22 protein-coding genes are annotated in these 23,587 nt (G+C 77.0%); 17 read left to right on the top strand and 5 right to left on the bottom strand.

What is annotated here, in order from left to right; translation table 11 throughout:
* Positions 1–44 precede the first annotated feature (44 nt).
* Positions 45–935 (top strand): alpha/beta fold hydrolase, encoded by an 891-nt coding sequence (locus BM165_RS02860; RefSeq protein WP_075011958.1) that lies wholly within the window; start codon positions 45–47, stop codon positions 933–935.
* Between the two features lie 30 nt (positions 936–965).
* On the opposite strand, the gene BM165_RS02855 is transcribed toward BM165_RS02860, so the two are convergent.
* From BM165_RS02855 to BM165_RS02845, 3 genes are all read right to left on the bottom strand, one after another.
* Positions 966–1,781: a PadR family transcriptional regulator gene (locus BM165_RS02855; RefSeq protein ID WP_075011957.1), complete on the bottom strand. Its 816-nt coding sequence runs from the start codon at positions 1,779–1,781 to the stop codon at positions 966–968.
* Positions 1,782–1,838: 57 nt separating this feature from the next.
* Positions 1,839–2,450: a hypothetical protein gene (locus tag BM165_RS02850; RefSeq protein WP_075011956.1), complete on the bottom strand. Its 612-nt coding sequence runs from the start codon at positions 2,448–2,450 to the stop codon at positions 1,839–1,841.
* A gap of 63 nt (positions 2,451–2,513) precedes the next feature.
* The gene (locus tag BM165_RS02845; protein WP_075011955.1) at positions 2,514–3,539 is read right to left on the bottom strand and encodes a serine hydrolase; all 1,026 of its coding nucleotides are present in this window, start codon (positions 3,537–3,539) and stop codon (positions 2,514–2,516) included.
* A 171-nt stretch (positions 3,540–3,710) separates the two neighbouring features.
* On the opposite strand from BM165_RS02845, the gene BM165_RS02840 reads away from it, so the two are divergent.
* Positions 3,711–4,298, top strand: coding sequence for a hypothetical protein (locus BM165_RS02840; RefSeq protein ID WP_075011954.1), 588 nt, complete (start codon positions 3,711–3,713; stop codon positions 4,296–4,298).
* Between the two features lie 151 nt (positions 4,299–4,449).
* Positions 4,450–5,031 (top strand): AAA family ATPase, encoded by a 582-nt coding sequence (locus BM165_RS02835; protein WP_143107989.1) that lies wholly within the window; start codon positions 4,450–4,452, stop codon positions 5,029–5,031.
* Here the strand turns inward: BM165_RS02835 and BM165_RS02830 are convergent.
* Complete coding sequence (locus tag BM165_RS02830) at positions 4,994–7,540, bottom strand: HAD-IC family P-type ATPase (RefSeq protein ID WP_075011952.1); 2,547 nt, start codon at positions 7,538–7,540, stop codon at positions 4,994–4,996. The genes BM165_RS02835 and BM165_RS02830 overlap by 38 nt on opposite strands.
* A gap of 110 nt (positions 7,541–7,650) precedes the next feature.
* On the opposite strand from BM165_RS02830, the gene BM165_RS02825 reads away from it, so the two are divergent.
* Complete coding sequence (locus BM165_RS02825; RefSeq protein WP_075011951.1) at positions 7,651–9,150, top strand: sensor histidine kinase; 1,500 nt, start codon at positions 7,651–7,653, stop codon at positions 9,148–9,150.
* Positions 9,151–9,238: 88 nt separating this feature from the next.
* Here the strand turns inward: BM165_RS02825 and BM165_RS02820 are convergent, their stop codons facing one another.
* Positions 9,239–9,448: a hypothetical protein gene (locus tag BM165_RS02820; RefSeq protein ID WP_075011950.1), complete on the bottom strand. Its 210-nt coding sequence runs from the start codon at positions 9,446–9,448 to the stop codon at positions 9,239–9,241.
* A 212-nt stretch (positions 9,449–9,660) separates the two neighbouring features.
* On the opposite strand from BM165_RS02820, the gene BM165_RS02815 reads away from it, so the two are divergent.
* From BM165_RS02815 to gcvP, 13 genes are all read left to right on the top strand, one after another.
* Complete coding sequence (locus BM165_RS02815) at positions 9,661–10,671, top strand: zinc metalloprotease (protein ID WP_075011949.1); 1,011 nt, start codon at positions 9,661–9,663, stop codon at positions 10,669–10,671.
* A gap of 100 nt (positions 10,672–10,771) precedes the next feature.
* Positions 10,772–11,650, top strand: coding sequence for a PP2C family protein-serine/threonine phosphatase (locus BM165_RS02810; RefSeq protein ID WP_177225071.1), 879 nt, complete (start codon positions 10,772–10,774; stop codon positions 11,648–11,650).
* Positions 11,651–11,775: 125 nt separating this feature from the next.
* Positions 11,776–13,845 (top strand): elongation factor G-like protein EF-G2, encoded by a 2,070-nt coding sequence (locus BM165_RS02805; RefSeq protein ID WP_075011947.1) that lies wholly within the window; start codon positions 11,776–11,778, stop codon positions 13,843–13,845.
* 166 nt (positions 13,846–14,011) lie between these two features.
* Positions 14,012–14,734 carry a cardiolipin synthase ClsA gene (locus tag BM165_RS02800; protein WP_083426962.1) on the top strand — a complete coding sequence of 241 codons (723 nt, stop codon included), beginning with the start codon at positions 14,012–14,014 and terminating at the stop codon, positions 14,732–14,734.
* Positions 14,731–15,654, top strand: coding sequence for a DUF881 domain-containing protein (locus BM165_RS02795; RefSeq protein ID WP_143107988.1), 924 nt, complete (start codon positions 14,731–14,733; stop codon positions 15,652–15,654). Before BM165_RS02800 ends, BM165_RS02795 begins: the two co-directional genes overlap by 4 nt.
* A 3-nt stretch (positions 15,655–15,657) precedes the next feature.
* Positions 15,658–15,990, top strand: coding sequence for a small basic family protein (locus BM165_RS02790; protein ID WP_075011946.1), 333 nt, complete (start codon positions 15,658–15,660; stop codon positions 15,988–15,990).
* On the top strand, positions 15,987–16,835 hold the full coding sequence (locus BM165_RS02785; RefSeq protein ID WP_075011945.1) for a DUF881 domain-containing protein: 849 nt from the start codon (positions 15,987–15,989) through the stop codon (positions 16,833–16,835). Before BM165_RS02790 ends, BM165_RS02785 begins: the two co-directional genes overlap by 4 nt.
* An 85-nt stretch (positions 16,836–16,920) precedes the next feature.
* Entirely contained in the window at positions 16,921–17,343 is a 423-nt protein-coding gene (gcvH, locus tag BM165_RS02780) for a glycine cleavage system protein GcvH (protein ID WP_075011944.1), read from the top strand.
* 262 nt (positions 17,344–17,605) lie between these two features.
* Entirely contained in the window at positions 17,606–18,124 is a 519-nt protein-coding gene (gene odhI / locus BM165_RS02775; RefSeq protein WP_177225070.1) for an oxoglutarate dehydrogenase inhibitor Odhl, read from the top strand.
* A gap of 17 nt (positions 18,125–18,141) precedes the next feature.
* A complete protein-coding gene (gene ftsR, locus BM165_RS02770; protein ID WP_177225069.1) occupies positions 18,142–18,948 on the top strand; it encodes a transcriptional regulator FtsR in 807 nt (268 codons plus the stop codon).
* A 92-nt stretch (positions 18,949–19,040) separates the two neighbouring features.
* Entirely contained in the window at positions 19,041–19,526 is a 486-nt protein-coding gene (locus tag BM165_RS02765) for a bifunctional nuclease family protein (RefSeq protein ID WP_075011943.1), read from the top strand.
* Positions 19,527–19,781: 255 nt separating this feature from the next.
* Positions 19,782–20,357, top strand: a complete 576-nt coding sequence (locus tag BM165_RS02760) for a MerR family transcriptional regulator (RefSeq protein WP_075011942.1) — start codon at positions 19,782–19,784, stop codon at positions 20,355–20,357.
* A 263-nt stretch (positions 20,358–20,620) separates the two neighbouring features.
* The gene (gene gcvP, locus BM165_RS02755; protein ID WP_244273973.1) at positions 20,621–23,572 is read left to right on the top strand and encodes an aminomethyl-transferring glycine dehydrogenase; all 2,952 of its coding nucleotides are present in this window, start codon (positions 20,621–20,623) and stop codon (positions 23,570–23,572) included.
* Positions 23,573–23,587: the final 15 nt, after the last annotated feature.

Here is a 23,587-nt window from a genome sequence, read left to right as displayed (position 1 = left end):
GTCTCCCTCCCGAGAGCACCACACCACCGCCCCTGGAGGCAGCCATGACCGCACCCACCCGCGAGATCCGCACCGAGGTCCTCGAGGTGCCCGGCGCACAGCTCACCTACGACGTCCGGCCCGCCGCCCCTGGTAGCGCGGAGGCGCCGGTGCTGCTGCTGGTCGGCTCGCCCATGGGCGCGGCCGGCTTCGGCACCCTGTCCGGCTCCTTCGCCGACCGCACGGTGGTCACCTACGACCCGCGGGGCGTCGAGCGCAGCCGCCGCACCGACGGCGCCGCGCGGAGCACCCCGCAGGAGCACGCCGACGACCTCGTCCGGGTGGTCGAGGCCGTCGGCGGCGGGCCGGCCGACGTCTTCGCCAGCAGTGGCGGGGCGGTCAACGCCCTGGAGCTCGTCGTCCGGCGTCCCGACCTAGTGCGCACGCTGGTCGCCCACGAGCCGCCGGCGATCCCGGTGCTGCCCGACCGGGCCGAGGCCTCGGCCGCCACCTCCGCGATCGAGGAGGCCTACCGCGCCGGCGGCACCGGGCCGGGCATGGCCGGGTTCATCCGCCTGGTGTCCCACCGGGGTCCCGTGCCGGCCTCGCTGGCCACCGAACCCGTGCCGGACCCGGCCATGTTCGGCTTGCCCACCGAGGACGACGGCTCCCGCGACGACGTGATGCTGGCCCAGAACCTGATGACCTGCACCCACCACGAGCACGACCTCGACGCGCTGCGCGCCGCGCCGACCCGGGTCGTGCTCGCCGTCGGCGCGGAGTCCGACGGCGAGCTGGCCCACCGCGCCGGCGCGGCGATGGCGCAGCGGCTCGGGACGGAGCCGGTGGTCTTCCCCAGCGGCCACGCCGGCTTCCTGGGCGGCGAGTACGGGCAGACGGGCGACCCCGAGGCCTTCGCGGCCACCCTGCGCCGGGTGCTCGACGGCGCGCTCTGACCCGGCGCCGGCCGCGCGGCCGGCGCCCGGTCAGGCGTCGGGCGCGCCGGCCGACGGCGTCCCGGAGCCGCCGGAGTCGTCGGGGCCCTCGGCGAGCAGCAGGTAGAGCGCGCGGCGGGCCTGGGCGAGCACCTCGGCCGCGGCGGTGAGCTGGGCCTCGGTGCCGGTGCGCGCCACCTGCCGGACGGCGCCGTGCAGCTGCTCGAGCAGGCCCCGCACGTCGGCGGCGGGCGGTCCGTCGGCGGCACCGGCGAACGGGTCGTTGCCGCTGCCGCGCAGCTCCTCGACGGCGCCGCGGCCGGCCTCGGTCAGGGTGGCCAGCTTGCGGCCGGCCTCGGCGGTGACGCTCACCAGGCCCTCGTCCTCCAGCTGGGCCAGCGTCGGGTAGATCGCACCCGGGCTGGGCGTCCACCGGCCGCCGCTGCGCTCGCCGATCGCCTGCATGAGCTGGTAGCCGTGCATCGGCTGCTCGGCCAGCAGCAGCAGGACGGCAGCGCGCACGTCGCCGCGCGGCGCCCGTCCGCGGCCGCCGCCGCGCCGCCGCCAGCGCGCGCCCGGGTCGAAGCCCGGGCCGAAGCCGCCGGGGCCGAAGCCGCCGGGGCCGCCGGGGCCGCCGGGGCCGAAGCCGCCTGGGCCGAAGCCGCCGCCGGGTCCGAAGCCGGGACCGAAGCCGGGTCCCGGGCCGACGGGGGGCTCGAAGCCGGGTCCCGGGCGGCTCTCGTGCGCGCCAGGTCCGCCGGGCCCACCGAACCCGAAGCCGAAGCCGCGGCCGTGGTGACGGTGGCCGTGCCCGTGGCCGCCGCGTGCACCGCGCCGCCAGCCCTCGAAGCGTGGATCGTCGTACACGTCGTCCTCCTCGATGTAGCGGATGACATTAACGATATATCGTTATATGTCGCGCGGCTACCCATCGAGGGAGTCGGCGGCGAGGGCCTGGACGGCGGCCTCGCCGAGCGCGTCGACCTCCGCGGCCAGCCGGCGCAGGGGGACCGGTTGCCCGGACCGCAGCAGCGCGGTCAGCCGGCCGGCGACGACGCCGACGCGCGCGTCCGCGGGGACGCCGTCCAGGGAGGACGGCGGCGGCACGACCGTCCACGGCTCGGCGATCTCCGCGCTCAGCGCCGGCAGGCGGCGCAGCAGGGCGGCGCACCCGGCGGCCAGGCGCCACCAGGAGCCGGCACGCAGCGCCGCCGACCCCTGCGTGCCGGCGGAGGCCCAGCGCAGCAGCCGCACCACCTCGCCCCACACCACGTCGGAGACGACGTCCTCGACCGGGCGCCCGCCGGCGGGTCGGCGTGCGAGCACGAGGGCGCGGGTCGTCGCCGGGTCGAACAGCCAGCGGGTGGTGTCCTGCCCGGTGCGGTGCCCGGTGCGGTGCCCGGTGCGGTGCCCGGTGCGGTGGCCGGTGCGGTGGTCGGTGCGGTGGTCGGTGCGGTGGTCGGTGCGGTGGTCGGTGCGGTGGTCGGTGCGGTGGTCGGTGCGGTGGTCGGTGCGGTGGTCGGTGTCGCCGTCCATGCCCGGACGCTGCCGCCCGGACCTGTGCGGAGCCTGGGTGACCGCTGCCGGGCTGCCGGACGGTCAGCCAGCCGCGGCGCGGACGGCGGCCGCGGCGGTGTCGAGCGCCGTCCGCGCCCGTCCCCACGAGGTGCCCGACGGGAAGTCCCCGAGCAGCACGACCACCTGGCCGCCGGGCAGCACCCCGGCCGAGTGCAGCTGCCGGGTGCCGCGCACGCAGCACATCCAGCCCTGCTTGGCCGCCACGGTCCCGGCCGGGTCCCCGGCCAGCAGCCCGAAGTCCTGGCCGAAGCCGTCGGCGGCGGTGGGGGAGGTGGCGCGCATCCAGTCGAGCAGGATGGCGGCCGGGCCGGGGCCGAGGACGGCATCCCGGCGGGCGAGCAGGCCGGCGACGTCGGCGGCGGTGGTCGTCGCCTCGCCCCACTGGCCGGGGACGGCGGGCAGGCCGGTGCCGGTCAGTCCGGCGGCGGACGCGGTGTCGGTGACGAGCGCGGCGCCGCCCCACCGGTCCCACAGCACGCTCATGGCCGGGTCGTCGGAGCGCACGATCGCCCGCTCCATCAGCGACCGGTCGCCGTCGGTGAGGGCGACCGCACCGGTGGCCTCGAGGGCCAGCAGCCGGCCGACGACGAGCAGCTTGACCAGCGACGCGGTGTAGACGGGGTCGCCGGCGTCCGGGGAGGTGACCAGGGGTGTCCCGTCGGTGCCGACCACCGCGAGGGCGATCGACCCGCCCGCCGCGGTCGCCGCCGCCTCCACGGCGGCCAGCACCGCGGCGGCGTCGACCGGCGGGGACGACGCGCGCGGACCCGGCGTGCCGACGCGCAGGAGCCGGTCCTCGGCCGTGTCGGGCGCCGGCGGGAGCGTCGCCGCACCCGCGACGGAGCGCCCGGCAGCATCTCCGAGGGAGCCTGCGACACCGGCCGCGACGGCCGGCGCCGGAGTACCGCGTCCGCCGGCCAGCACCACGACGAGTGTGCCTGCTCCGCCCACCACCAGGAGCGACGTGAGGACCACGGCCAGGGCGGCGGTGGCCGCCCGCGCGGCGAGGCCCCGGCGGCGCTGCCGGGACGGGGGGAGGAGCAACACGCCCCCAGCCTGCACCTCCTTCCTGGGAGGCGGGTGAACTCCGTGTGACGGCTGCCGTCGCGCGGGACCCACAGCCCGGCCACGGCGGGCTGACAGGCGACTCACAGGTCCGGCCCCGATGGTGGGGGAGACCCGCCGGCGCAGCCGGCAGTCCGATCGAGGAGTGTCCCCGTGCGCAGGAAGATCGTGCTCGCCACCGCCGCAGGTGTCCTGACCCTCGGCGGCCTGGCCGTCGCCGTCCCGGCCCTGGCCGACGACGAGACGCCCACCCCCTCCGCCGCCTCGGCCGAGGAGCGCATCCGCGACGCCCTCTCGGGCCTGGTCGACGACGGGTCCCTCACGCAGGAGCAGGCCGACGAGGTCGCCACCACGCTCGACGACGCCGGCGTGGCGTGGGGCGGGCACCACGGCTGGGGCGGTGACCGCGGTGGTGCCTGGGGCGGCCTGTCGGTGGCGGCCGAGACCCTCGGCCTGACCGAGGACGAGCTGCTCACCGCGCTGGAGGCCGACGGCGCCACCCTCGCCTCCGTCGCCGAGGACCAGGGCGTCGCCGTGTCCGACCTCGTCGCAGCGCTGGTCGGGGAGGCGCGGGAGCGCATCACCGCCGGCGTCGAGGAGGGCCACATCCCCCAGGAGCGGGCCGACGAGGTGCTGGCCGACCTGGAGGCCCGCGTCACCGAGGCCGTGGAGTCCGCCGACGTCGACGGCGCGCCCTGGAACGGCCGCTGGGGACCCTGGGGCGATCGCGACGGCGACTGATCACGGACCCCCCTGCCCCCCACCGCCGGCGGGCTCCACGAGGGTGTCGACCCGCGCGCCGGCCGGCGCCACGCGCGGCTACCGCGGGGTAACGTCCGCCGCCATCCCGCGCGGCGCGTCCGGTGCCACGGGGGTGATCGAGGAGGCGGCGGTGCCGACCGCGACCGTGCCCGTGCCCGGGCCCGCGCAGGGACCCGCGCCCGCGGGCGATGCCCCGCGGGCGCTGGTCGTCGTGGGCGGCCTGCCCGGCGGCGGCAAGACGACCATGGTGCGGCGCCTGCTCGGCGACGGCGTCCCCGGCGTGACCTCGCTGGACTCCGAGCAGGTCGCCGCCCGCTGGCGCACCGGCTCGCGCGTGCCCTACCGCCTGATGCGCCCGCTGGTGCACACCCAGCACCGCCTGCGGGTCCTGCGGGAGCTCACCGGGCCGGCGCCGGTCGTCGTCATCGCCGACCCCTGGACCAGCCGCTGGTGGCGCCCGGTCGTGCTCGGCACCGCGCGCGCGGCCGGCCGGGCGGTGCGCCTGGTGCTGCTCGACGTCTCGCCCGAGGACGCCGCCGAGGGTCAGCGCATCCGCGGCCGGCGGATCCCCGAGGGCCGCATGCGCCGCCACGGCCTGCGCTGGGCGCGGCTGCTGCGCACCGCGCCCGAGGGCCCCGGCGTCCTCGTCCTCGACCGCCGGCGGGCGGCGCGGCTCACGCTGGCCGAGCTCCTCGGACGCCCGGCGGACTGAGCGGGCCGGTCAGCCCCAGCGCCCGCTCCAGCAGCCGGAGCCGGTAGGCCGCGGTCAGCAGCGCGAACCACAGCACTAGCGACGGCAGCACCGTCTCGAACACCGGGTCGGCCGCCTCGGTGAGCCCGAAGTAGGTGGTGAACGCCGGCCAGAACAGTCCGGCGGAGAACACCACGACGAGCACGGCGACCAGCAGCGCCGGGCGGCGGTCGCCGTCGGGCCGCGTCCAGGCCGCGAACCACCGGTTCGGCGGCTTGAGGAACAGGATCAGCAGGAACGCCGCGTAGGACACGAACGTCGAGAGCGCCGTCTGGGCGCCGATGGTCGCCGCCGCCTCCGCGAAGCCGACGTCGTCGGAGGGCACCCCGGTGTAGGACTCGAAGTCCTCGACGACGAAGGACGGGACGGCGTCGTCGGTGAACCCCTGCAGCAGGTCGGTGTAGTGGCGGGCGTACACCGCCACCCCGCCGGCCGCGGTCACCAGCACCGCCGGCACGACGAAGCGCCACAGCGTGGTCAGCAGGTGGGGGTCGGGCGCCGTCGGGCGGGCCCAGGCGGTGAGGAACAGCGTCGGGACCCCGACGGTGAGCAGCGTCAGGCCCACGTTGGCGGGGGAGTAGGGGAAGCCCAGCCCCAGCATGGTGACGGCCAGGATGACCAGCCCCTGGGTGCCGACGCGGGCGAGGAAGACCTGCATCGAGGTGCTGATCCCGGTGATGATCCGCCGGCCCTCGTGCGCCGCGGGCAGCAGCGCGCCCAGCGAGTCGCCGGTCAGCACGATGTCGGCGACGTCGCGGGTGACGGCGCTGCCACTGGCCATCGCCACGCCCACGTGCGCCCGCTTCAGCGCGCGGGCGTCGTTGACGCCGTCGCCGACCATCGCCACGTACCGCCCGGCCCGGCGCAGCGCGTCGACCAGGCGCTCCTTCTGCTCCGGGGCGATCCGGCCGAACACCGTCGTCCGCGCGACGACGGCGTCGAGCTCGGCGTCGGCCAGCCCGTCGAGGGCGGGCCCGGCCACCGGCTCCCCGGGCTCGAGGCCGGCCTGCCGGGCCAGCGCCGCGACGGTGGACGGGTCGTCGCCGGAGACGACCTTGACCGCGATCCCGTCGGCGGTGAGCCGGGCCAGGGTGTCGGCCACGCCGGGGCGCAGCTCGTCGGCCAGCGCCACGACCGCGAGCGGCTCGAGCGGGGGCAGGGCCGCGCGGCCGGCGGCGTCGCGCAGCGGGGCGTCCGGAGCGGCGCGGGCGAGCAGCAGCACCCGCAGCCCCCGGGCCGTCAGGTCCCGCACCGGCCCGCCGAGCGGCGGCCCGGACAGCTGCGGCGCGAGCGTGGCCGGGGCGCCGAGCACGAGCACCGCGCCGGCGGTCCGCACGGCGCTCCACCGCAGCGACGAGGAGAACGGCACCTCCTCGGTCACCGGCACCGGCTCGCCGGGCAGCGCCGCGGCCAGTGCCGCCGTCGTCAGGTTCGGAGCGGCGGCGCTGCGGGCCATCGACCCCAGCAGCCGCTCGACGCCGGCGGCCGGCAGCGGGCCGACCGGCCGCACCTCCGCCAGCGACAGCTGCCCGGTGGTGAGGGTGCCGGTCTTGTCGGTGCAGACGACGTCGACGTTGCTCACCGACTCCACCGCGTTGACCTGCTGCACCAGCGCACCCCGGCCGGCGCTGCGGGCCGCCCCCACCGTGTAGGCGACCGCGACGAGGAAGAACAGGCCGTAGGGCACCAGCCCGGACAGCACCGCGGTGGTCTGCACCGTCCGCACCAGCGTGAACCCCTCCAGTGCGGCCTGCGCCAGGATGGTGACGCTCATCAGCAGCACCAGCAGCATGACCAGCCGCACGACGAAGTCGATCCGCCGCTGCAGCGGGGTGCGGTCGGTGGAGACCCGGCGCGCCTCGGCGGTCAGCCGGCCGGCGTAGGACGCCGCGCCGACGTCCCGGGCCTCCTGCAGCCCCTCGCCGCCCACCACGAACGACCCCGACAGCAGGTCGTCGCCCGCCGCCTTGGGCAGCGCCTCGGACTCGCCGGTGAGCAGCGACTCGTCGACCTCGAGCCGCCCGTCGAGCACGGGGCCGTCGACGACGACCTGCGCGCCGGGGCGCAGGCGCAGCAGGTCGCCGCGCACCACCTCCTCCGGGGGCACCTCGGCGTCGGTGCCGTCGCGGACGACGGTGACCGTGCCGCGCGCCAGCAGCTGCAGCCGGTCGAGCTTGCGCTTGGCCCGGATCTCCTGGACCGCGCTGATCGCGGCGTTGACCAGGCCCAGGCCCACGCTGGTGAACGCGTCGCTGTAGCGGCCCAGGGCCAGCAGCGCCGCACCGATGGTGAACAGGATGACGTTGAAGAAGGAGAAGACGTTGGTCCGCAGGATGACGCCGTAGGTGCGCGAGGAGGCGCTGACCGCGACGTTGCCCTCCCCGCGCCGGTGATGCTCCCGCGCCTCGGCCGCGGTCAGGCCGCCGGGGCCGGCCGTGCGGGTGGTCGCGCGCCCGGTCCCCGTCTGCACCCGTCGACCATGACAGGCGGAGGGGTCCGGGGCGCGGTGTGGCGCACGTCCCCAGCCGACTCCCCACCGGCACACAGGCGACGTGCAGCCGCCGCGCCGACCGTGGGTGCATGACGATGCGTGCGCGAGGGTGGTCGCTGCGCACCCGGCTGCTCGGCGCCTTCCTCGTGCCGCTCGCGGTCGTCCTCGCCGTCGTGGGCGTGGCCGCGGCCGCCGCCGTCCGCGGCGAGCTGCTCGGCCAGGTCGACGAGCGGCTGGCCGCCGCCGTCGACCGCTCGGCGCAGGCGTACGGCGAGCCCGGGCCCGGCGGGGTGGGCGACGGGCCGGACTTCCTGCTGGTCCCGGGGCAGGGTGACGGGACGCTCGGCGCCCGGGTGGCCGACGGCGTCGTCGTCGAGGCCGCCGTCATCGGCCTCGACGGCGACGGCGAGGCCCTGACCGCCCGCGAGGTCGTCGCGCTGGCGCGGGTGCCCGCCGACGGCGACCCGCGGACGGTCGCCCTCGGCCGGCTGGGTCCCTACCGGGTGGTCGCGGCCCCCACCGCCGACGGCGGGGCGCTGGTGACCGGCCTGCCGCTGCGGTCGGTGGAGGCCGCGCTCCTGCGGCTGGCGGTCGTGGAGGTCGCCGCGGGGCTGCTCGGGCTGCTGGCCGCCGGGCTGGTCGGGTCGGTGGTGATCGGCCGGACCCTGCGCCCGCTGCACCGGGTCGCGGCCACCGCCGGCCGGGTCGCGGAGCTCCCGCTGTCCAGTGGCGAGGTGCGCCTGCCCGACCGGGTGCCGGCCGCCGACACCGACCCGCGCACCGAGGTCGGCCGGGTCGGCGCCGCGCTCAACCGGCTGCTGGACTCCGTGGAGACCGGCATCGCCGCCCGGCAGGCGTCGGAGACCCGGCTGCGCCGCTTCGCCGCCGACGCCGGCCACGAGCTGCGCACCCCGGTCACCTCGATCCGCGGCTACACCGAGCTGGTGCGCCGCCGCGGGGGGCTGCCCGAGGAGGTCGACGCCGCGCTGCGCCGTGTCGAGGCCGAGGCGGTGCGGATGTCGGGCCTGGTCGACGACCTGCTCCTGCTGGCCCGTCTCGACGCCGGCCGCGAGCTGGAGCGCGGCGACGTCGACCTCACCGCGCTCGTGCTCGACGCCGTCAGCGACGCGCACGCCGCCGCGCCGAGACACGCCTGGCGGGTCGACCTGCCGTCGGCCGCGGTCCACGTCCCCGGGGACGCCGCCCGGCTGCACCAGGTGCTGGCCGGCCTCCTGGCCAACGTCCGCACGCACACCCCGCCCGGGACGACCGGCACCACCCGGCTGCGCGCCGAGGGCGGCACTGCGGTGCTCGAGGTCGCCGACGACGGCCCGGGCGTCCCCGCCGGCCTGCGGGCGGGGGTGTTCGGGCGGTTCGTCCGCGGCGACGACTCGCGGTCGCGCGCCAGCGGCAGCACCGGCCTGGGGCTGGCCATCGTGGCCGCCGTCGTGGAGGGGCACGGCGGGACCGTCGCCGTCGACAGCGCGCCGGGGGCGACGGTGTTCACCGTGCGACTGCCCGGCGCGACCGTCGCCGAGCCCGGGGACGACGACCCTGCGGAGCTGGAGGAGTCCGCGACGATCAGGTGACCTGATCGTCGGGCGTCCTCCCGCACGGTGGGCGGTGGGGGAGGACGCGCTGCGGTGGGGGAGGACGCCCTGCGGTGCAGGAGGACGGTCAGGCGGGGACGAGCCGGCGGCAGTCCGGGCAGACGTCGCCGGAGCCCAGCCCGCGCCGTCCGCCCCAGGCGCCCTGGACGACGGCGACCGGCGTGCCGCACGCGGCCACCCAGGGCGGCGGCCCGTCGGCGACCTCGCGCGGGACGGCGTGCGCCCGGCTGCTCTCCTGGTCCCGGCCGGCCGCGTGCCCGCTCCCTGCTCCCGTCACCGTCCCAGTGTCCCGGATCCCGGGCGACGGCCCCCCGACCGTTATCCCGAACAAATTGTCGATCCAGGCACGCCGCCGACCCGCAGACCATCACCGAACGTCAGGGGCGATGTGCGCTGCGACACACCCGGCGGACCGGTCCGTATCGGATGTGTGGTTGGCTCCGCGCACCCCGGCCCCTGGGGCCGACCGATCCCCCTGCGGAGGAACGCATGATCCGGTTGCGCCGGACCGCCCTCACCCTCGGCGCCGCAGCGGCGCTGGTCCTCACCACCGCACCCGCGGCCGGCACGACCGGCGACGTCGCCGCGGCCGTCGCCCCGGCGGTGTGCACCGACCTGCACACCGACGACCTGCACACCGACGACCTGCACACCGACGACGTCAGCCACGGCACCGAGCAGGCCCGCGTCCGTCCCGGCGCCACCCGCGCCGAGCCCAACGCCGTCTCCACCGACCAGGCCGCGGCGCTGGGCAACCCCAAGAGCCGCCCGGTGCTGCCCGCCGGCTCGGTGACGATCCCGACGGTCTTCCACGTCCTCACCGCCACGGAGCTCACCACCGCCGAGAAGGCCGAACGCGAGGCGCAGATCGCCCGGCAGCTGGTGGTGCTCAACGACGCCTTCAGCGGGCAGGGCGCGGCGGCGGGCTCCCCGGACACGCCCTTCCGCTTCGTGCAGGCCGCCGACACCACCTACACCGTGGACGCGGCGTGGGCGTCGCTGGTCCCCGGCAGCAAGGAGGAGCGGGCGGCCAAGGCGGCGCTGCGCCAGGGTGACGCCGCCACGCTCAACGTCTACGTCGCCCCGATCGGCGGCGGCCTGCTGGGGTACGCGACGTTCCCCCAGTCGGCCAAGGGCGGCCAGCTCTCCCGCGACGGCGTGGTCGTGCTCGACCAGTCGCTGCCCGGCGGCGGCGCCGCGCCCTACAACGAGGGCGACACCGCCACCCACGAGGTCGGCCACTGGCTGGGGCTGTTCCACACCTTCCAGGGCGGCTGCACCGGCCCCGGCGACCACGTCACCGACACCCCGGCCGAGGCCGCACCGGCCTTCCAGTGCGAGGCCGACGCCGGGCGCGACAGCTGCCCGCAGCAGCCGGGGACGGACCCCCTCAGCAACTTCATGGACTACACCGAGGACTTCTGCATGGACCGGTTCAGCGCCGGCCAGGTGGCCCGGATGAGCAACGCCTGGGAGGCCTACCGGCAGGGCCGCAGCTGACCTGCCGTCCCCCGGCGCCGCGCCACCCGCGGGGGTGACCCGCGGGTGGCGCGCGCCGGCACCGTCCCGGAGACGGGCCCGCCGCGCCATGCTGTCGCCCGTGACCGCCCCCGCCGTCCCGCTGCCGTGGTTCCCGGCCGCCGAGGCACCGGGCGCGGCCCCGGGACGGCGGCGCGCGGACGGGCCGCTCGACCGGTTCGTCCTCGACCCCGCCGCGGTCTCGCTGGCCGGGCCGCGCGGCCAGGACCAGGACGCCGGCTGCGCCGGGCCCGCCGCGCTGGTCGTCGCCGACGGCGTGGGCGGCGGGTCCGGTGGCGCCGTCGCCGCCCGGGTCGCCGTCGACGAGGTCGGCCGGCGGATCGCCGCGGCCTTCGCCGCCGGCGACGACGCCCGGGAGGACGCCGGCCTGGCCGGGGCCGTGGCCGCCGCCGACGCCGCCGTGCGGAGGGCCGCGTCGGCCGACCCCGCGCTCGCCGGGATGGCCACCACGTGCACCGCCGCGGTGCTCACCCGCGACGGCCGGGTGGTCGTCGCGCACGTGGGCGACAGCCGCGCCCACGTGCTCCGCTCCGGCGTGCTCACCCGGCTGACCACCGACCACACCCTGGTGGCGGCGCTGGTCGCCTCCGGGGACCTGACGACCGCCCAGGCCGCCGCCTCGCCGATGCGCTCGGTCCTGCTGCGCGCCCTCGGCGGCTCGGCCGACCCCGGGCCCGCCGACCTGCTGGCGATCCGCGCCGAGCCCGGCGACCGCCTGCTGCTCTGCTCCGACGGCCTGTCCGGCGTCGTCCCCGACGACACCCTGCGCCGCGTCCTGGCCGCCGAGCGCCGCCCCGCCGCGGCGGCCGCCCGGCTCGTCATGGCCGCCCTCGCCGCCGGCACCCGCGACGACGTCACCGCCGTCGTCGCCGACGTGACACCGGCGGGGTGGGCGGACCCGGCCGGGCCGGTGCTGGTCGGCGCCGCGGCCGCCGACTGAGCCCCCGGGGGTCTTGCCGCACGGCGACGTCCGGGGGCAGGGTGTGACACAGACCACAGCCCGTCGACCCCGGGAGGTCCCCGTGCCCGCACCCCACTCCGACGGCGACCGACCGGGGCCCTCCCGTGGGTAGGGAGGTGACTCCCGCGCCGGCCCCGCGGGAGGCGACACGGGTGCGCAACGTGGCACTCGTCGGCCGCTCCGGCGCCGGCAAGACCACCCTCGCCGAGGCGCTGCTCGTCGCCACCGGCGCCCTCCCGCGGGCCGGCCGCGTCGAGGACGGCACCACCTGCCTCGACAGCGACGAGGTCGAGGCCCGCCAGCAGCGCTCGGTCACCCTGGGCGTGGCCACCGTCGAGCACGCCGGCACGCGGATCACCCTGCTCGACACCCCCGGCAGCCCCGACTTCGTCGGCGAGCTGCGCGCCGGGCTGCGCGCCGCCGACGCCGCGCTCTTCGTCGTCTCGGCCGCCGGTGGCGTCGACGCCGCCACCGTCCAGCTCTGGGAGGAGTGCGCCGCGGTCGGCATGCCGCGCGCCGTCGTGGTGACCCAGCTCGACCGGCCGCGGGCCGACGTCGAGGAGACCGTCCGGCTGTGCCGCCAGGAGCTGGGCGCCGGCGTCGCGCCGCTGCACCTGGTGAGCCGCAGCCCCGACGGCGCGGTCACCGGCCTGGTGTCGCTGCTCGAGCCGCACGGCGAGGACGCCGAGGCCGACCGGCTGCGCGCCGAACTCATCGAGGGGGTGATCGGCGAGAGCGAGGACGAGACCCTCATGGACCGCTACCTGGCGGGGGAGGAGGTGCCCGTCACCGACCTCGTCAGCGACCTCGAGACCGCCGTCGCCCGCGGCTCCTTCCACCCCGTGCTGTGCGTCGCCCCGCTCACCGGCGTCGGCGTGACCGAGCTGCTGGACCTGCTCGTCTCGGCCTTCCCCTGCCCGTGCGAGCACGGCTGCCCGCCGGTCACCCGCCCCGACGGGTCGCCGGCCCCGGCGCTGTCCTGCGACCCGCACGGCCCGCTGGTCGCCGAGGTGGTCAAGACGACGACCGACCCCTACCTCGGCCGGGTCTCGCTGCTGCGTGTCTTCTCCGGCACCCTCACCCCCGACACGCCCGTGCACGTCTCCGGCCACGGCGGCGCCGACCGCGGCCACCCCGACCACGACGCCGACGAGCGGATCGGGGCCGTCTCCTCCCCGCTCGGGGCGGCGCTGCGCCCGGTCGCCTCCGCCCCGGCCGGCGACGTCTGCGCGGTGGCCCGGCTGACGTCGGCCGAGACCGGCGACACCCTCTCCTCACCCGGCGACCCGCGGCTGGTACCGCCGTGGGACCTGCCGGTGCCCCAGCACCCGGTCGCCGTCGAGGCCACCTCCCGCGCCGACGAGGACCGGCTCGGCCCCGCGCTGACCCGGCTCGCGGCCGAGGACCCCACCCTGCGGGTCGAGCGGTCCCGCCAGACCGGGCAGCTGCTGCTGTGGTGCGTGGGGGAGGCCCACGGTGAGGTGCTGCTGGAGCGGCTGAGGACCCGGCACGGCGTCGCGGTCACCGTCGTCCCGGTCCGCGTGCCGATGGTGGAGACCCTCGCCGGGCCCGCGCGGGCCACCGGGCGGCTGGTCAAGCAGTCCGGCGGGCACGGGCAGTACGCCGTCGTGGTGGTCGAGGCCGAGCCCGGCGAGCCCGGGTCGGGCATCTCCTTCGAGCAGCGCGTGGTCGGGGGAGCGGTGCCCACGCAGTACCACGGCAGCGTGGAGAAGGGGATCCGCGCGCAGTGCGCCAAGGGGGTGGAGGCCGACCGGCCACTGGTCGACGTCCGGTTCGTCCTCGTCGACGGCAAGGCGCACTCGGTGGACTCCTCCGACGCCGCCTTCCAGTCCGCCGGTGCCCTGGCCGTGCGGGAGCTGGCCGCCGCGGCCGGCACCCGGGTGCTCGAGCCGTGGTGCGAGGTGGAGGTCGTCGTCCCGGGCGAGCACGTCGGCGCGGTGATGAGCGACCTGTCGGCCCGCCGGGCCCGCGTCACCGGCACCGACGCCGACCCCCTGCGCGACCGCACCACCGTCCGCGCCGAGGTCCCCGAGATCGAGCTGCTCGGGTACGCCGGGGCGCTGCGCTCGGTCAGCCACGGCACCGGCTCGTTCGGCCGCCGGCCCCTGGGCCACGAGCCGGCGCCCGCGTCGCTGGTCGCCGTCCCGGCCTGACGGTCGGCCCCGCTGCGGAGGGGCCCGCTCCGGGCCCGCGGGTGAGGGCCGGGTGACGTGGGGGAACGGCCCCGCGGCGGAGGGCCCGCCACGGGCCGGCGAGTGACGGGGGCAGCGGGGTCCTTCGACTAGCCTCGGGCACGGTGTGCAGCGGGCTGGAGGAGCAGTGACGTCGTCGCAGGGGCCGTCGGCCGCCGTCCCGGCGTCCCCGGACCGGGTCGCCGCGGGGGCGGGGTCGCCGGAGCAGGACGACCCGGGTCCGCTGGTGACCGACCGCAACCAGCTGCCGGACCGCGTCTGGACGCTGCCCAACGCCCTGTCGGTGCTGCGGCTGCTCGGCGTGCCGCTGTTCCTGTACCTGCTGCTGGGCCCGGAGGCCGACGGCTGGGCCGTGGTCGTGCTCATGGTCGCCGGCGTCACCGACTGGGCCGACGGCAAGCTCGCCCGCGTGCTCGGGCAGTCCAGCCGCCTCGGCGCGCTGCTCGACCCGGCGGCCGACCGCCTCTACATCGTCACCACCCTGGTCGCCTTCGTCCTGCGCGACGTCGTCCCGCTGTGGATGGTGGCCGTGCTCGTCGGCCGCGAGGTCGTCCTCGGGATCGCGCTCCTGGTGCTGCGCCGCCACGGCTACCCGCCGCTGCAGGTGCACTACCTGGGCAAGGCGGCCACCTTCCTCCTCCTGTACGCCTTCCCGCTGCTCCTGCTCGGCGACGGCGGCGGTGCCTGGGCGTGGGTGGCGCCGGTGGCCTGGGCGCTGACCATCTGGGGCAGCGCGCTGTACGTGCTGGCCGGCGTCCTCTACGTCGTCCAGGTCGTGGGGCTGGTCCGCGCCGACCGGGCCGCGCCGCCCGTTCCCGCGGCGGGCGCCGGGGCCCGTCCGGAGCCGTGACCGGCGCCCGGCGCGGCAGCGGCCCGCGCTCGATGGGCGCCTCGCTGCTCGACCAGGTCCTCGCCGAGACCCTCGACCCCGCCTACGCCCGCGCGGCGCAGGCCCGGCAGGAGCGGTCGGCCGCCGGCGGGCCGCCGGACCCCCCGGCCAAGCGCGACCGGCTCGGGCCGCTGGCCGTCGCCGCCACCATGGCCCTCGCCGGTGTGCTCTTCGCCGTCACCTACGACCAGGCGGCGTCGCGGGCCGAGGGCCGCGAGGCGGTGCGCGCGGGCCTGGTGGAGGACATCCAGGTCGCCTCCGCCACCACCGACGACCTCACCGCCGAGCTGGAGCAGCTGCGCGGGGAGGTCACCGGCGCGCGCGAGGAGGTCCTGGCGGCCAGCGCGGTGGGCCAGCGGGCGCTCGACGACCTCCGCGCCGCCGAGCTCGCCGCCGGCCAGGTGGCCGTCACCGGCCCCGGGCTGCTGGTCACCGTGGCCAACGCCGGGCCCGACGCCGACGCCGACCCGGTGGGCGGCGACGCGGGGGGCGACCCCGCCGGCCGGGTCCGCGACGGCGACCTGCAGCTGGTGGTCAACGCCCTGTGGGCCTCCGGCGCCGAGGCGGTGAGCATCAACGGCCAGCGACTGGGTCCCACGACCGCCATCCGCTTCGCCGGGGAGGCCGTCCTCGTCGACTTCCGGCCGGTCACCGACCCCTACCTCGTCAGCGCGATCGGCGACCCCGACGAGCTGCGCCCCCGGTTCCTGGCCAGTCCCGAGGTCGGCGCGCTCGCCGTCATCTCGCAGACCTACGGCCTGCGTTTCGAGTTCGCCCAGGAGGACGAGCTGTCCGTGCCCGCCGGGGGGATCCCCGAACTCCGCTCCGCCGTCCCGTCCACCGGGCAGCCGGCCGGGGCCGCCACCGGGACGGGGGACTGACCGGTGATCCCCGTCCTCGGCCTGGCCGTCGGCATCGCGCTCGGCCTGCTCCTCGACCCCACCGTGCCGCTGTGGCTGCAGCCGTACCTGCCCATCGCGGTCGTCGCCGCGCTCGACGCGGTCTTCGGCGGGGCCCGGGCCCGGCTCGACGGCGTCTTCGACGCCAAGGTCTTCGTCATCTCGTTCGTGTCCAACGTGGTCGTCGCCGCGCTGATCGTGTTCCTCGGCGACCAGCTCGGCGTCGGCGCGCAGCTGTCGACGGCCGTGGTCGTCGTGCTCGGCATCCGCATCTTCGGCAACGCCGCGGCCATCCGCCGGCACCTGTTCCGCGCATGAGCGACGACCCGCGCCGCGACGCCCCCGACGCCCCCGTCCCCGGAGAGGTCCCCGCCGACGCCGCCGCGCCCGCTGCTGAGCCGGCCGAGGGCACCGCGGAGGCCACTGCTAAGGGCACTGCCGAGAGCACCGCCGAGGAGCCCGCCCCCGCCCGGCCGAGGCGGCGCCAGTCCCTGGTCGCGGCGTCGCTGATCGCCGTCCTCACGGTCCTGCTCGGCTTCGCCATCGCGGTGCAGGTCCGCAGCACCGGCACCGGCGGGGCGCTCGACGTCGCCCGCGAGGAGGAGCTGGTCTCCATCCTCGACGACCTCGACAACCGCGAGGAGCGGTTGCGCGCCCAGATCGCCGACCAGCGCGGCGAGCTGCGCGACCTGACCGACACCGACAGCCGCTCGGCGGCCGCCCTCGAGGCGGCCCGCTCCCGCGCCGACGTGCTCGCCGTCCTCAACGGCACCGTCGCCGCCGAGGGCCCCGGCCTGGTGATGACCATCAGCGACCCCGAGAGCCGGGTCCGGGTGGCCGACCTGCTCGACGCGATCCAGGAGCTGCGCGGCGCCGGCGCGGAGACCATGCAGATCGACGGCGTGCGGGTGGGCGTCTCCACCGCTGTCACCGGCGGCCCGGGCGACCTGCGGATCGACGGCCGGCCGGTGTCGGCGCCCTACGAGGTCGTCGTCATCGGCTCACCGGCCGACCTGCGGACGGCGATGAGCATCCCCGGCGGCGTCGTCGACGCGATCGGCCGGCAGAACGGCAGCGTCGGGATCGAGCAGCGCGACCGCGTCGTGGTGGACGCGTTGCGCCCCCTCGACGAGCCTCAATACGCTCAGCCCGACACCGACTGAGGACCGCCCTCGCCCCCCACGCCCCGCCGGCGCCCGGTGCGGGCCCCTGCAGAGGGGCCACGGAAGACCCTGGAGACGACGCCGCATGACGACCACCCCCGACGACCGCCGCTACACCGACCAGCACGAGTGGGCACTCGTGCAGGGAGGCGCCGACACGGGTGCAGCGGGTGCGGGGACCGTCGTCCGGGTCGGCATCACCGACCACGCGCAGGACGCCCTGGGCGACATCGTGTTCGTCCAGCTGCCCGCGGTGGGGGAGGAGGTCGGCCCCGGCAACCCGATCGGGGAGGTGGAGTCGACCAAGTCCGTCTCCGACGTCTACTCGCCGGTGGCCGGCACCGTCTCGGCCGTCAACGAGGCCCTGACCGACGCCCCGGAGACGGTCAACGCCGACCCCTACGGCGACGGCTGGCTGGTGGAGATCACGGTCGGCGGCGACGGCGGCGACCCCACCGCCGACCTGCTCGACGCGGCCTCTTACCAGGCGCTCGTCGACGCGTCCTGACCGCCCCCGCCGCGGCCTGCGGCCCGGCGGGGATCACTAGACTCCGCCCCGGAACCGGCCTCTGACCGCGCTCGTGGGGCAGGTGTGGCGTCACCTCGACGTCCGGTTGACCCTCGGGACGACCGCTGGTTCCATGACCCACGGCCCGCCGTGCGCCGCACGGCGGCCGACCCACGACGGCACCGACCGGACCGTCGTCCGCCGGCCGCCCGCGGCAGGAACGCTCGCGGCGGTGCCCCCCCTGCACCGGAGGAGAACAGACGTGCACTGCACTCGCTGTGGCCACGACAACCCCGAGGGCAGTCGCTTCTGCGCGCAGTGCGGCGCCGCCCTCTCCCAGGAGCGCGTCGGCGAGTCGACCAGCGTCATCCCGAAGGTCGGCGGCGAGGACACCGGCGACGTCCCCGAGGCCGTCGAGCCGGCCGCCGACGCCCATGCCGGCGCCGTCGAGTCGCTCCCGGCCGGGTCGGCCCTCCTCGTCGTCAAGCGCGGCCCCAACGCCGGCAGCCGCTTCCTGCTCGACCAGGACGTCACCACCGCCGGCCGGCACCCCGACAGCGACATCTTCCTCGACGACGTGACCGTCAGCCGCCGGCACGTCGAGTTCCACCGCGAGGGCGGCGGCTTCTCGGTGCACGACGTCGGCAGCCTCAACGGCACCTACGTCAACCGCGAGCCGGTCGACGTCGCGACCCTGGCCGGCGGCGACGAGGTGCAGATCGGCAAGTTCCGCCTCGTCTACCTGACCGGCCCGCGGACCGGCGAGCCCGCCGTCCGCTGACGCGGTGCGCTGAACCGGTGCCCGGAGCGCCCGCGGGCACGTCCGGGGACGGCGCCGCCGACGCGCGCAGCCCGCGCCTGACGATCGGGGCGGTGCTGGGCGCGCTGCGCGACGACTTCCCCGACGTGACCATCAGCAAGATCCGGTTCCTCGAGAGCGAGGGGCTGGTGTCCCCGCAGCGGACGCCGTCGGGGTACCGGAAGTTCTGCCGGGCCGACGTCGACCGGCTGCGGTACGTGCTCACCGCGCAGCGGGACCACTACCTGCCGCTGCGGGTCATCAAGGAGCACCTCGACGCGCTCGACCGGGGGCTGCCGGTGCCCGGGGCCGGCAGCCCCGCGGCGCCGGCCCCGGCGGCCGGCGGCGCGCACGGGGACGCCGGCCGCCCGGACCCCGCGTCCCCGGAGGCAGGGTCCCCGGACCCCGCGTCCCCGGAGGCAGGGTCCCCCGACGCCGGACCGCTGGACGCCGCCGACTTCGCCCGCGCGGCCGGCCTCGATCCCCGGCAGCTCGCCGACTGCGTCCAGTTCGGCCTGCTCGCCCCCGACGCCGACGGGCGGCACCCGGCCGGCGACCTGCCCATCGCCCGCGCCGCCGCGGGCCTGGCCCGGCACGGCATCGAGCCGCGCCACCTGCGCGTGTTCCGCACTGGCGCCGAGCGCGAGGCCGGACTGGTCGAGCAGCTCGTCGTCCCGGTGCTGCGCTCGCGCGCGGAGGACGCCCGCGCCCGCGCCACGGAGAAGCTGGCCGAGCTCTCCGCGCTGTCGGCGCAGCTGCACCGCGCCCTCCTGGAGGCGCGACTCCGGGACGTCCTGCGCCCCTGACTGCGGCGTACGGTGGACTGGCCGCCGGAGGGCCGCACCCGTTCGCGCCGTACCGGTTCCACCCGTACCGCCGCAGCTGAGGGAGCAACACCGTGCAGGAACTCAGAGTCGTCGGGGTCCGGGTCGAGCTGCCCGGCAACCAGCCGATCCTCCTGCTGAAGGAGGCGCAGGGGGAGCGGTACCTGCCCATCTGGATCGGGGCGGTGGAGGCCGCGGCGATCGCCTTCGAGCAGCAGGGGGTCCGGCCGGCGCGGCCGATGACCCACGACCTGCTGCGCGAGGTGGTCCGCACGCTCGGCGCCACCCTCGAGGCGGTCAACATCACCGAGATGCGCGACGGCATCTACATCGCCGAGCTGGTCTTCGGCGACGACCGGGTGGTCAGCGCCCGCCCGTCGGACGCCGTCGCCCTCGCCGTCCGCACCGGCGCGCCGATCTACGGCGCCGAGGACCTGCTCGACGAGGTCGGGATCGAGATCCCCGACGAGCAGGAGGACGAGGTCGAGAAGTTCCGCGAGTTCCTCGACCAGATCTCCCCGGAGGACTTCGGCGCGGGCTCCGGCTCCGGCGGCGCCTGACCTCCGGGGCGGCCGGGACCCCCTCCGTCCCGTCCGTCACACGCGTCGCTCCGGTCACCGCAGGACTGGAGACCCGGGCCGCGGGTGCCGATACCCCCCGGTCGGGGTGCATGCGGCGACACGCCGCCCGGGTCAGTTGACCGCCCTGTGGGCCCGGCTTACGGTCGCGGACAACACCGGTGTGATCCGTGGGGAAGCGGATCGGACCGGGACGGCCGCCGCGCCCGTGGCGGCACGCGAAGGAGGACCGCTGACGTGAGCGACCAGAGCGAGGGCTCCCAGGGTCAGCTCTTCAGCGACGCCGCCGTGGGGGCGACGGACTACGACGAGGTCGACACCGACCTCGTCGGGTACCGCGGCCCGACGGCGTGTGCCGCCGCCGGGATCACCTACCGCCAGCTGGACTACTGGGCCCGTACCGGCCTGGTCGCCCCGTCGGTCCGCAGTGCGACCGGCTCGGGGACCCAGCGGCTGTACTCGTTCCGCGACATCCTGGTGCTGAAGGTGGTCAAGCGGCTGCTCGACACCGGGGTGTCGCTGCAGAACATCCGCAAGGCCGTCGACCACCTGCGCAACCGCGGGATCAAGGATCTCGCCAACGTCACGCTGTTCTCCGACGGGGCGACGGTCTACGAGTGCACCTCGGCCGAGGAGGTCGTCGACCTCCTCGCCGGCGGGCAGGGCGTCTTCGGCATCGCCGTCTCCGGCGCGCTGCGGGAGCTGTCCGGGGAGCTCGCCGAGCTGCCGGCCGAGCGGCTCGACGGCGCCCCGCTGCACGCCGCCGACGACGAGCTGGCGATGCGCCGCCAGCGCCGCGTCCAGACCGCCTGAGTCCGCACGTCCCGGAAGGGCGTCCTGCACCCGCGGGACGCCCGGTCCCCGGCCGTGCGTCCGCCCGCCGGATGCGTCGAGATCGCGCGATCTCGCACGCCGGCGGTGCCGGAGCGGTCGAGATCCCGTGATCTCGACCGGTCGGCGGCCGCCGGACCGCCGAGATCGCGCGATCTCGGCAGGACGCTGGAGCCGAGCGTCCCGCTGGTAGCGTCGTGCTAATGGCGGACGCTGCTGCTGGCCCTCTCCCGTCACTGCGCGCGTTGAGCCCCGCGGGCTCCTTCGCGGCCCGGCACATCGGTCCGCGCGCCGGCGAGACCGACGCGATGCTCGAGGCCGTCGGTCACGACTCGCTGCAGTCACTGGTCGACGCGACCGTGCCCGAGACGGTGCGCGACCGTGACGCGCTGAGCCTCCCCGCGGCCGCCGACGAGGCGGCCGTCCTCGCCGAGCTGCGCGAGCGGGCCGAGGCCAACGAGGTGTTCACCTCGATGATCGGGCTGGGTTACTCCGGCACGGTCACCCCCGCGGTGATCCAGCGGAACATCCTGGAGAACCCCGCCTGGTACACCGCCTACACGCCCTACCAGCCCGAGATCAGCCAGGGTCGGCTCGAGGCGCTGCTGAACTTCCAGACGATGGTCGCCGACCTCACCGGCCTGCCGGTCGCCGGCGCCTCCATGCTCGACGAGGCCACCGCCGCCGCCGAGGCCATGACGCTGGTCCGCCGCGCCGGCCGTGCCAAGCCGGGGGCGGTGTTCGTCGTCGACGCCGACACACTGCCGCAGACCCTCGCGGTCCTGCAGACCCGCGCCGAGCCGCTGGGCATCGGCCTGCACGTCACCGACCTCTCCGCCGGCTGGCCCACCGACCTGCCCGAGGCCGGCGCGTTCGGCGTGCTGCTGTCCTACCCGGGTGCCAGCGGCGCCGTCCGCGACCACCGCGCGCTCGCCGAGGCGGCGCACGCCGCAGGCGCGGCGGTCGTCGTCGCCGCCGACGTGCTGGCGCTGACCCTGCTGGAGGCACCCGGCGAGTGGGGCGCCGACGTCGCCTGCGGCAGCACCCAGCGCTTCGGCGTCCCGCTCGGGTACGGCGGCCCGCACGCCGGCTACCTGTCGGTGCGCGAGGGCCTGGCCCGGCAGCTGCCCGGCCGGCTGGTCGGGGTGTCGGTGGACGCCGACGGCGACGTCGCCTACCGGCTGGCGCTGCAGACCCGCGAGCAGCACATCCGCCGCGAGAAGGCGACCAGCAACATCTGCACCGCCCAGGTGCTGCTCGCCGTCATGGCCGGCACCTACGCCGTCTACCACGGTCCCGAGGGGCTGACCGCGATCGCCGCCCGCGTGCACCGCAGCGCGCTGGCGCTGGCCGGCTGGCTGCGCGCCGGCGGGATCGACGTCGTGCACGGGTCGTTCTTCGACACCGTGCAGGCGCGCGTCCCCGGCCGGGCCGACGAGGTCGTGGCCGCCGCGGCCGCCCGGCGGGTCAACCTGCGCCGGGTCGACGCCGACACCGTCGCGGTCGCCTGCGACGAGACGACGACGCCGGCCGTGCTGCGGCTGGTCGCCGAGGCCTTCGGTGTGGACGCCGACGCGTCCGCCCTGGACGACGACGGCCCCGACGCGCTGCCCGACGTGCTGCGCCGGCGGACGCCGTTCCTCACCCACCCGGTGTTCTCCGCGCACCGCTCGGAGACCGCGCTCATGCGCTACCTGCGGTCGCTGTCGGACAAGGACCTGGCGCTGGACCGCACGATGATCCCGCTGGGCTCGTGCACGATGAAGCTCAACAGCGCCGTCGAGATGGCGGCGGTCACCTGGCCGGAGTTCGGCGGGCTGCACCCCTTCGCCCCGGCCGAGCAGGCCCGCGGCTACCGGCAGCTCATCGACGAGCTGTGCACCTGGCTGGCGGAGATCACCGGGTACGCCGCGGTGAGCGTGCAGCCCAACGCCGGGTCGCAGGGCGAGTTCGCCGGGCTGCTGGCCATCCGCGGCTACCACGCCTCCCGCGGTGAGTCGCACCGCGACGTCTGCCTCATCCCGAGCTCGGCGCACGGCACCAACGCCGCCAGTGCGGTCATGGCCGGGATGCGCGTGGTCGTCGTGGCCTGCGACGAGGCGGGCAACGTCGACCTGGCCGACCTGCGCGCCAAGGTGGGCCAGCACGCCGACCGGCTGGCCGCGATCATGATCACCTACCCGTCGACGCACGGGGTGTTCGAGACCGACATCCGCGACATCTGCGCCGCGGTCCACGACGCCGGCGGGCAGGTCTACGTCGACGGCGCCAACCTCAACGCGATGGTCGGCCTGGCCCGGCCGGGGCGGTTCGGCTCCGACGTCAGCCACCTCAACCTGCACAAGACGTTCTGCATCCCGCACGGCGGCGGCGGCCCCGGCGTCGGCCCGATCGGCGTCCGCGAGCACCTCGTGCCCTTCCTCCCCGGGCACCCGCTGGCCGACACCGGCGGGCAGGGCCCGGCGGTGTCGGGTGCGCCGTTCGGGTCGGCCGGCATCCTGCCGATCTCCTGGGCCTACCTGCGGCTGATGGGCCCCGACGGGCTGCAGCGGGCCACCGAGCACGCCGTCCTGGGCGCCAACTACCTCGCCGCCCGGCTGCGCGAGCACTACCCCGTGCTCTACACCGGCGCCGGCGGGCTGGTCGCCCACGAGTGCATCCTCGACATCCGCCCGATCACCCGGGCCACCGGCATCACCAACGACGACATCGCCAAGCGGCTGGTCGACTTCGGGTTCCACGCCCCGACGATGAGCTTCCCGGTCGCCGGCACGCTCATGGTCGAGCCCACCGAGAGCGAGAACCTCGCCGAGCTCGACCGGTTCGTCGAGGCGATGGTCGCCATCCGCGGCGAGATCGAGGAGGTCGCCTCGGGGGAGTACGACCGCGAGGACAACCCCCTGCGCAACGCCCCGCACACGCTGCGGATGCTGGCCGGGGAGTGGGCGCGGCCCTATCCGCGGTCGGCGGCGGTGTTCCCGGTGCCGCGGCTGACCACCCGCGGCTACCTGTCGCCCGTGCGGCGGATCGACCAGGCGTTCGGGGACCGCAACCTGGTGTGCTCGTGCCCGCCGCCGGAGGCCTTTGCCGAGCCCGAGCCGGCGCACGCCCCGCAGACGCACGTGCCCGGACGGGACGAGGGCGCGCCCGACGACATGGGCACCGCCGCCGACGTGGTGGGCGCCGGCCAGTCCTAGCTGGCCAGGTCTAGC

Source organism: Geodermatophilus obscurus, assembly GCF_900115395.1.
Lineage (GTDB): Bacteria > Actinomycetota > Actinomycetes > Mycobacteriales > Geodermatophilaceae > Geodermatophilus > Geodermatophilus obscurus_B.
Note: the sequence above shows the minus strand (reverse complement) of the source record. Positions and strands in the feature narration are given on the sequence as shown.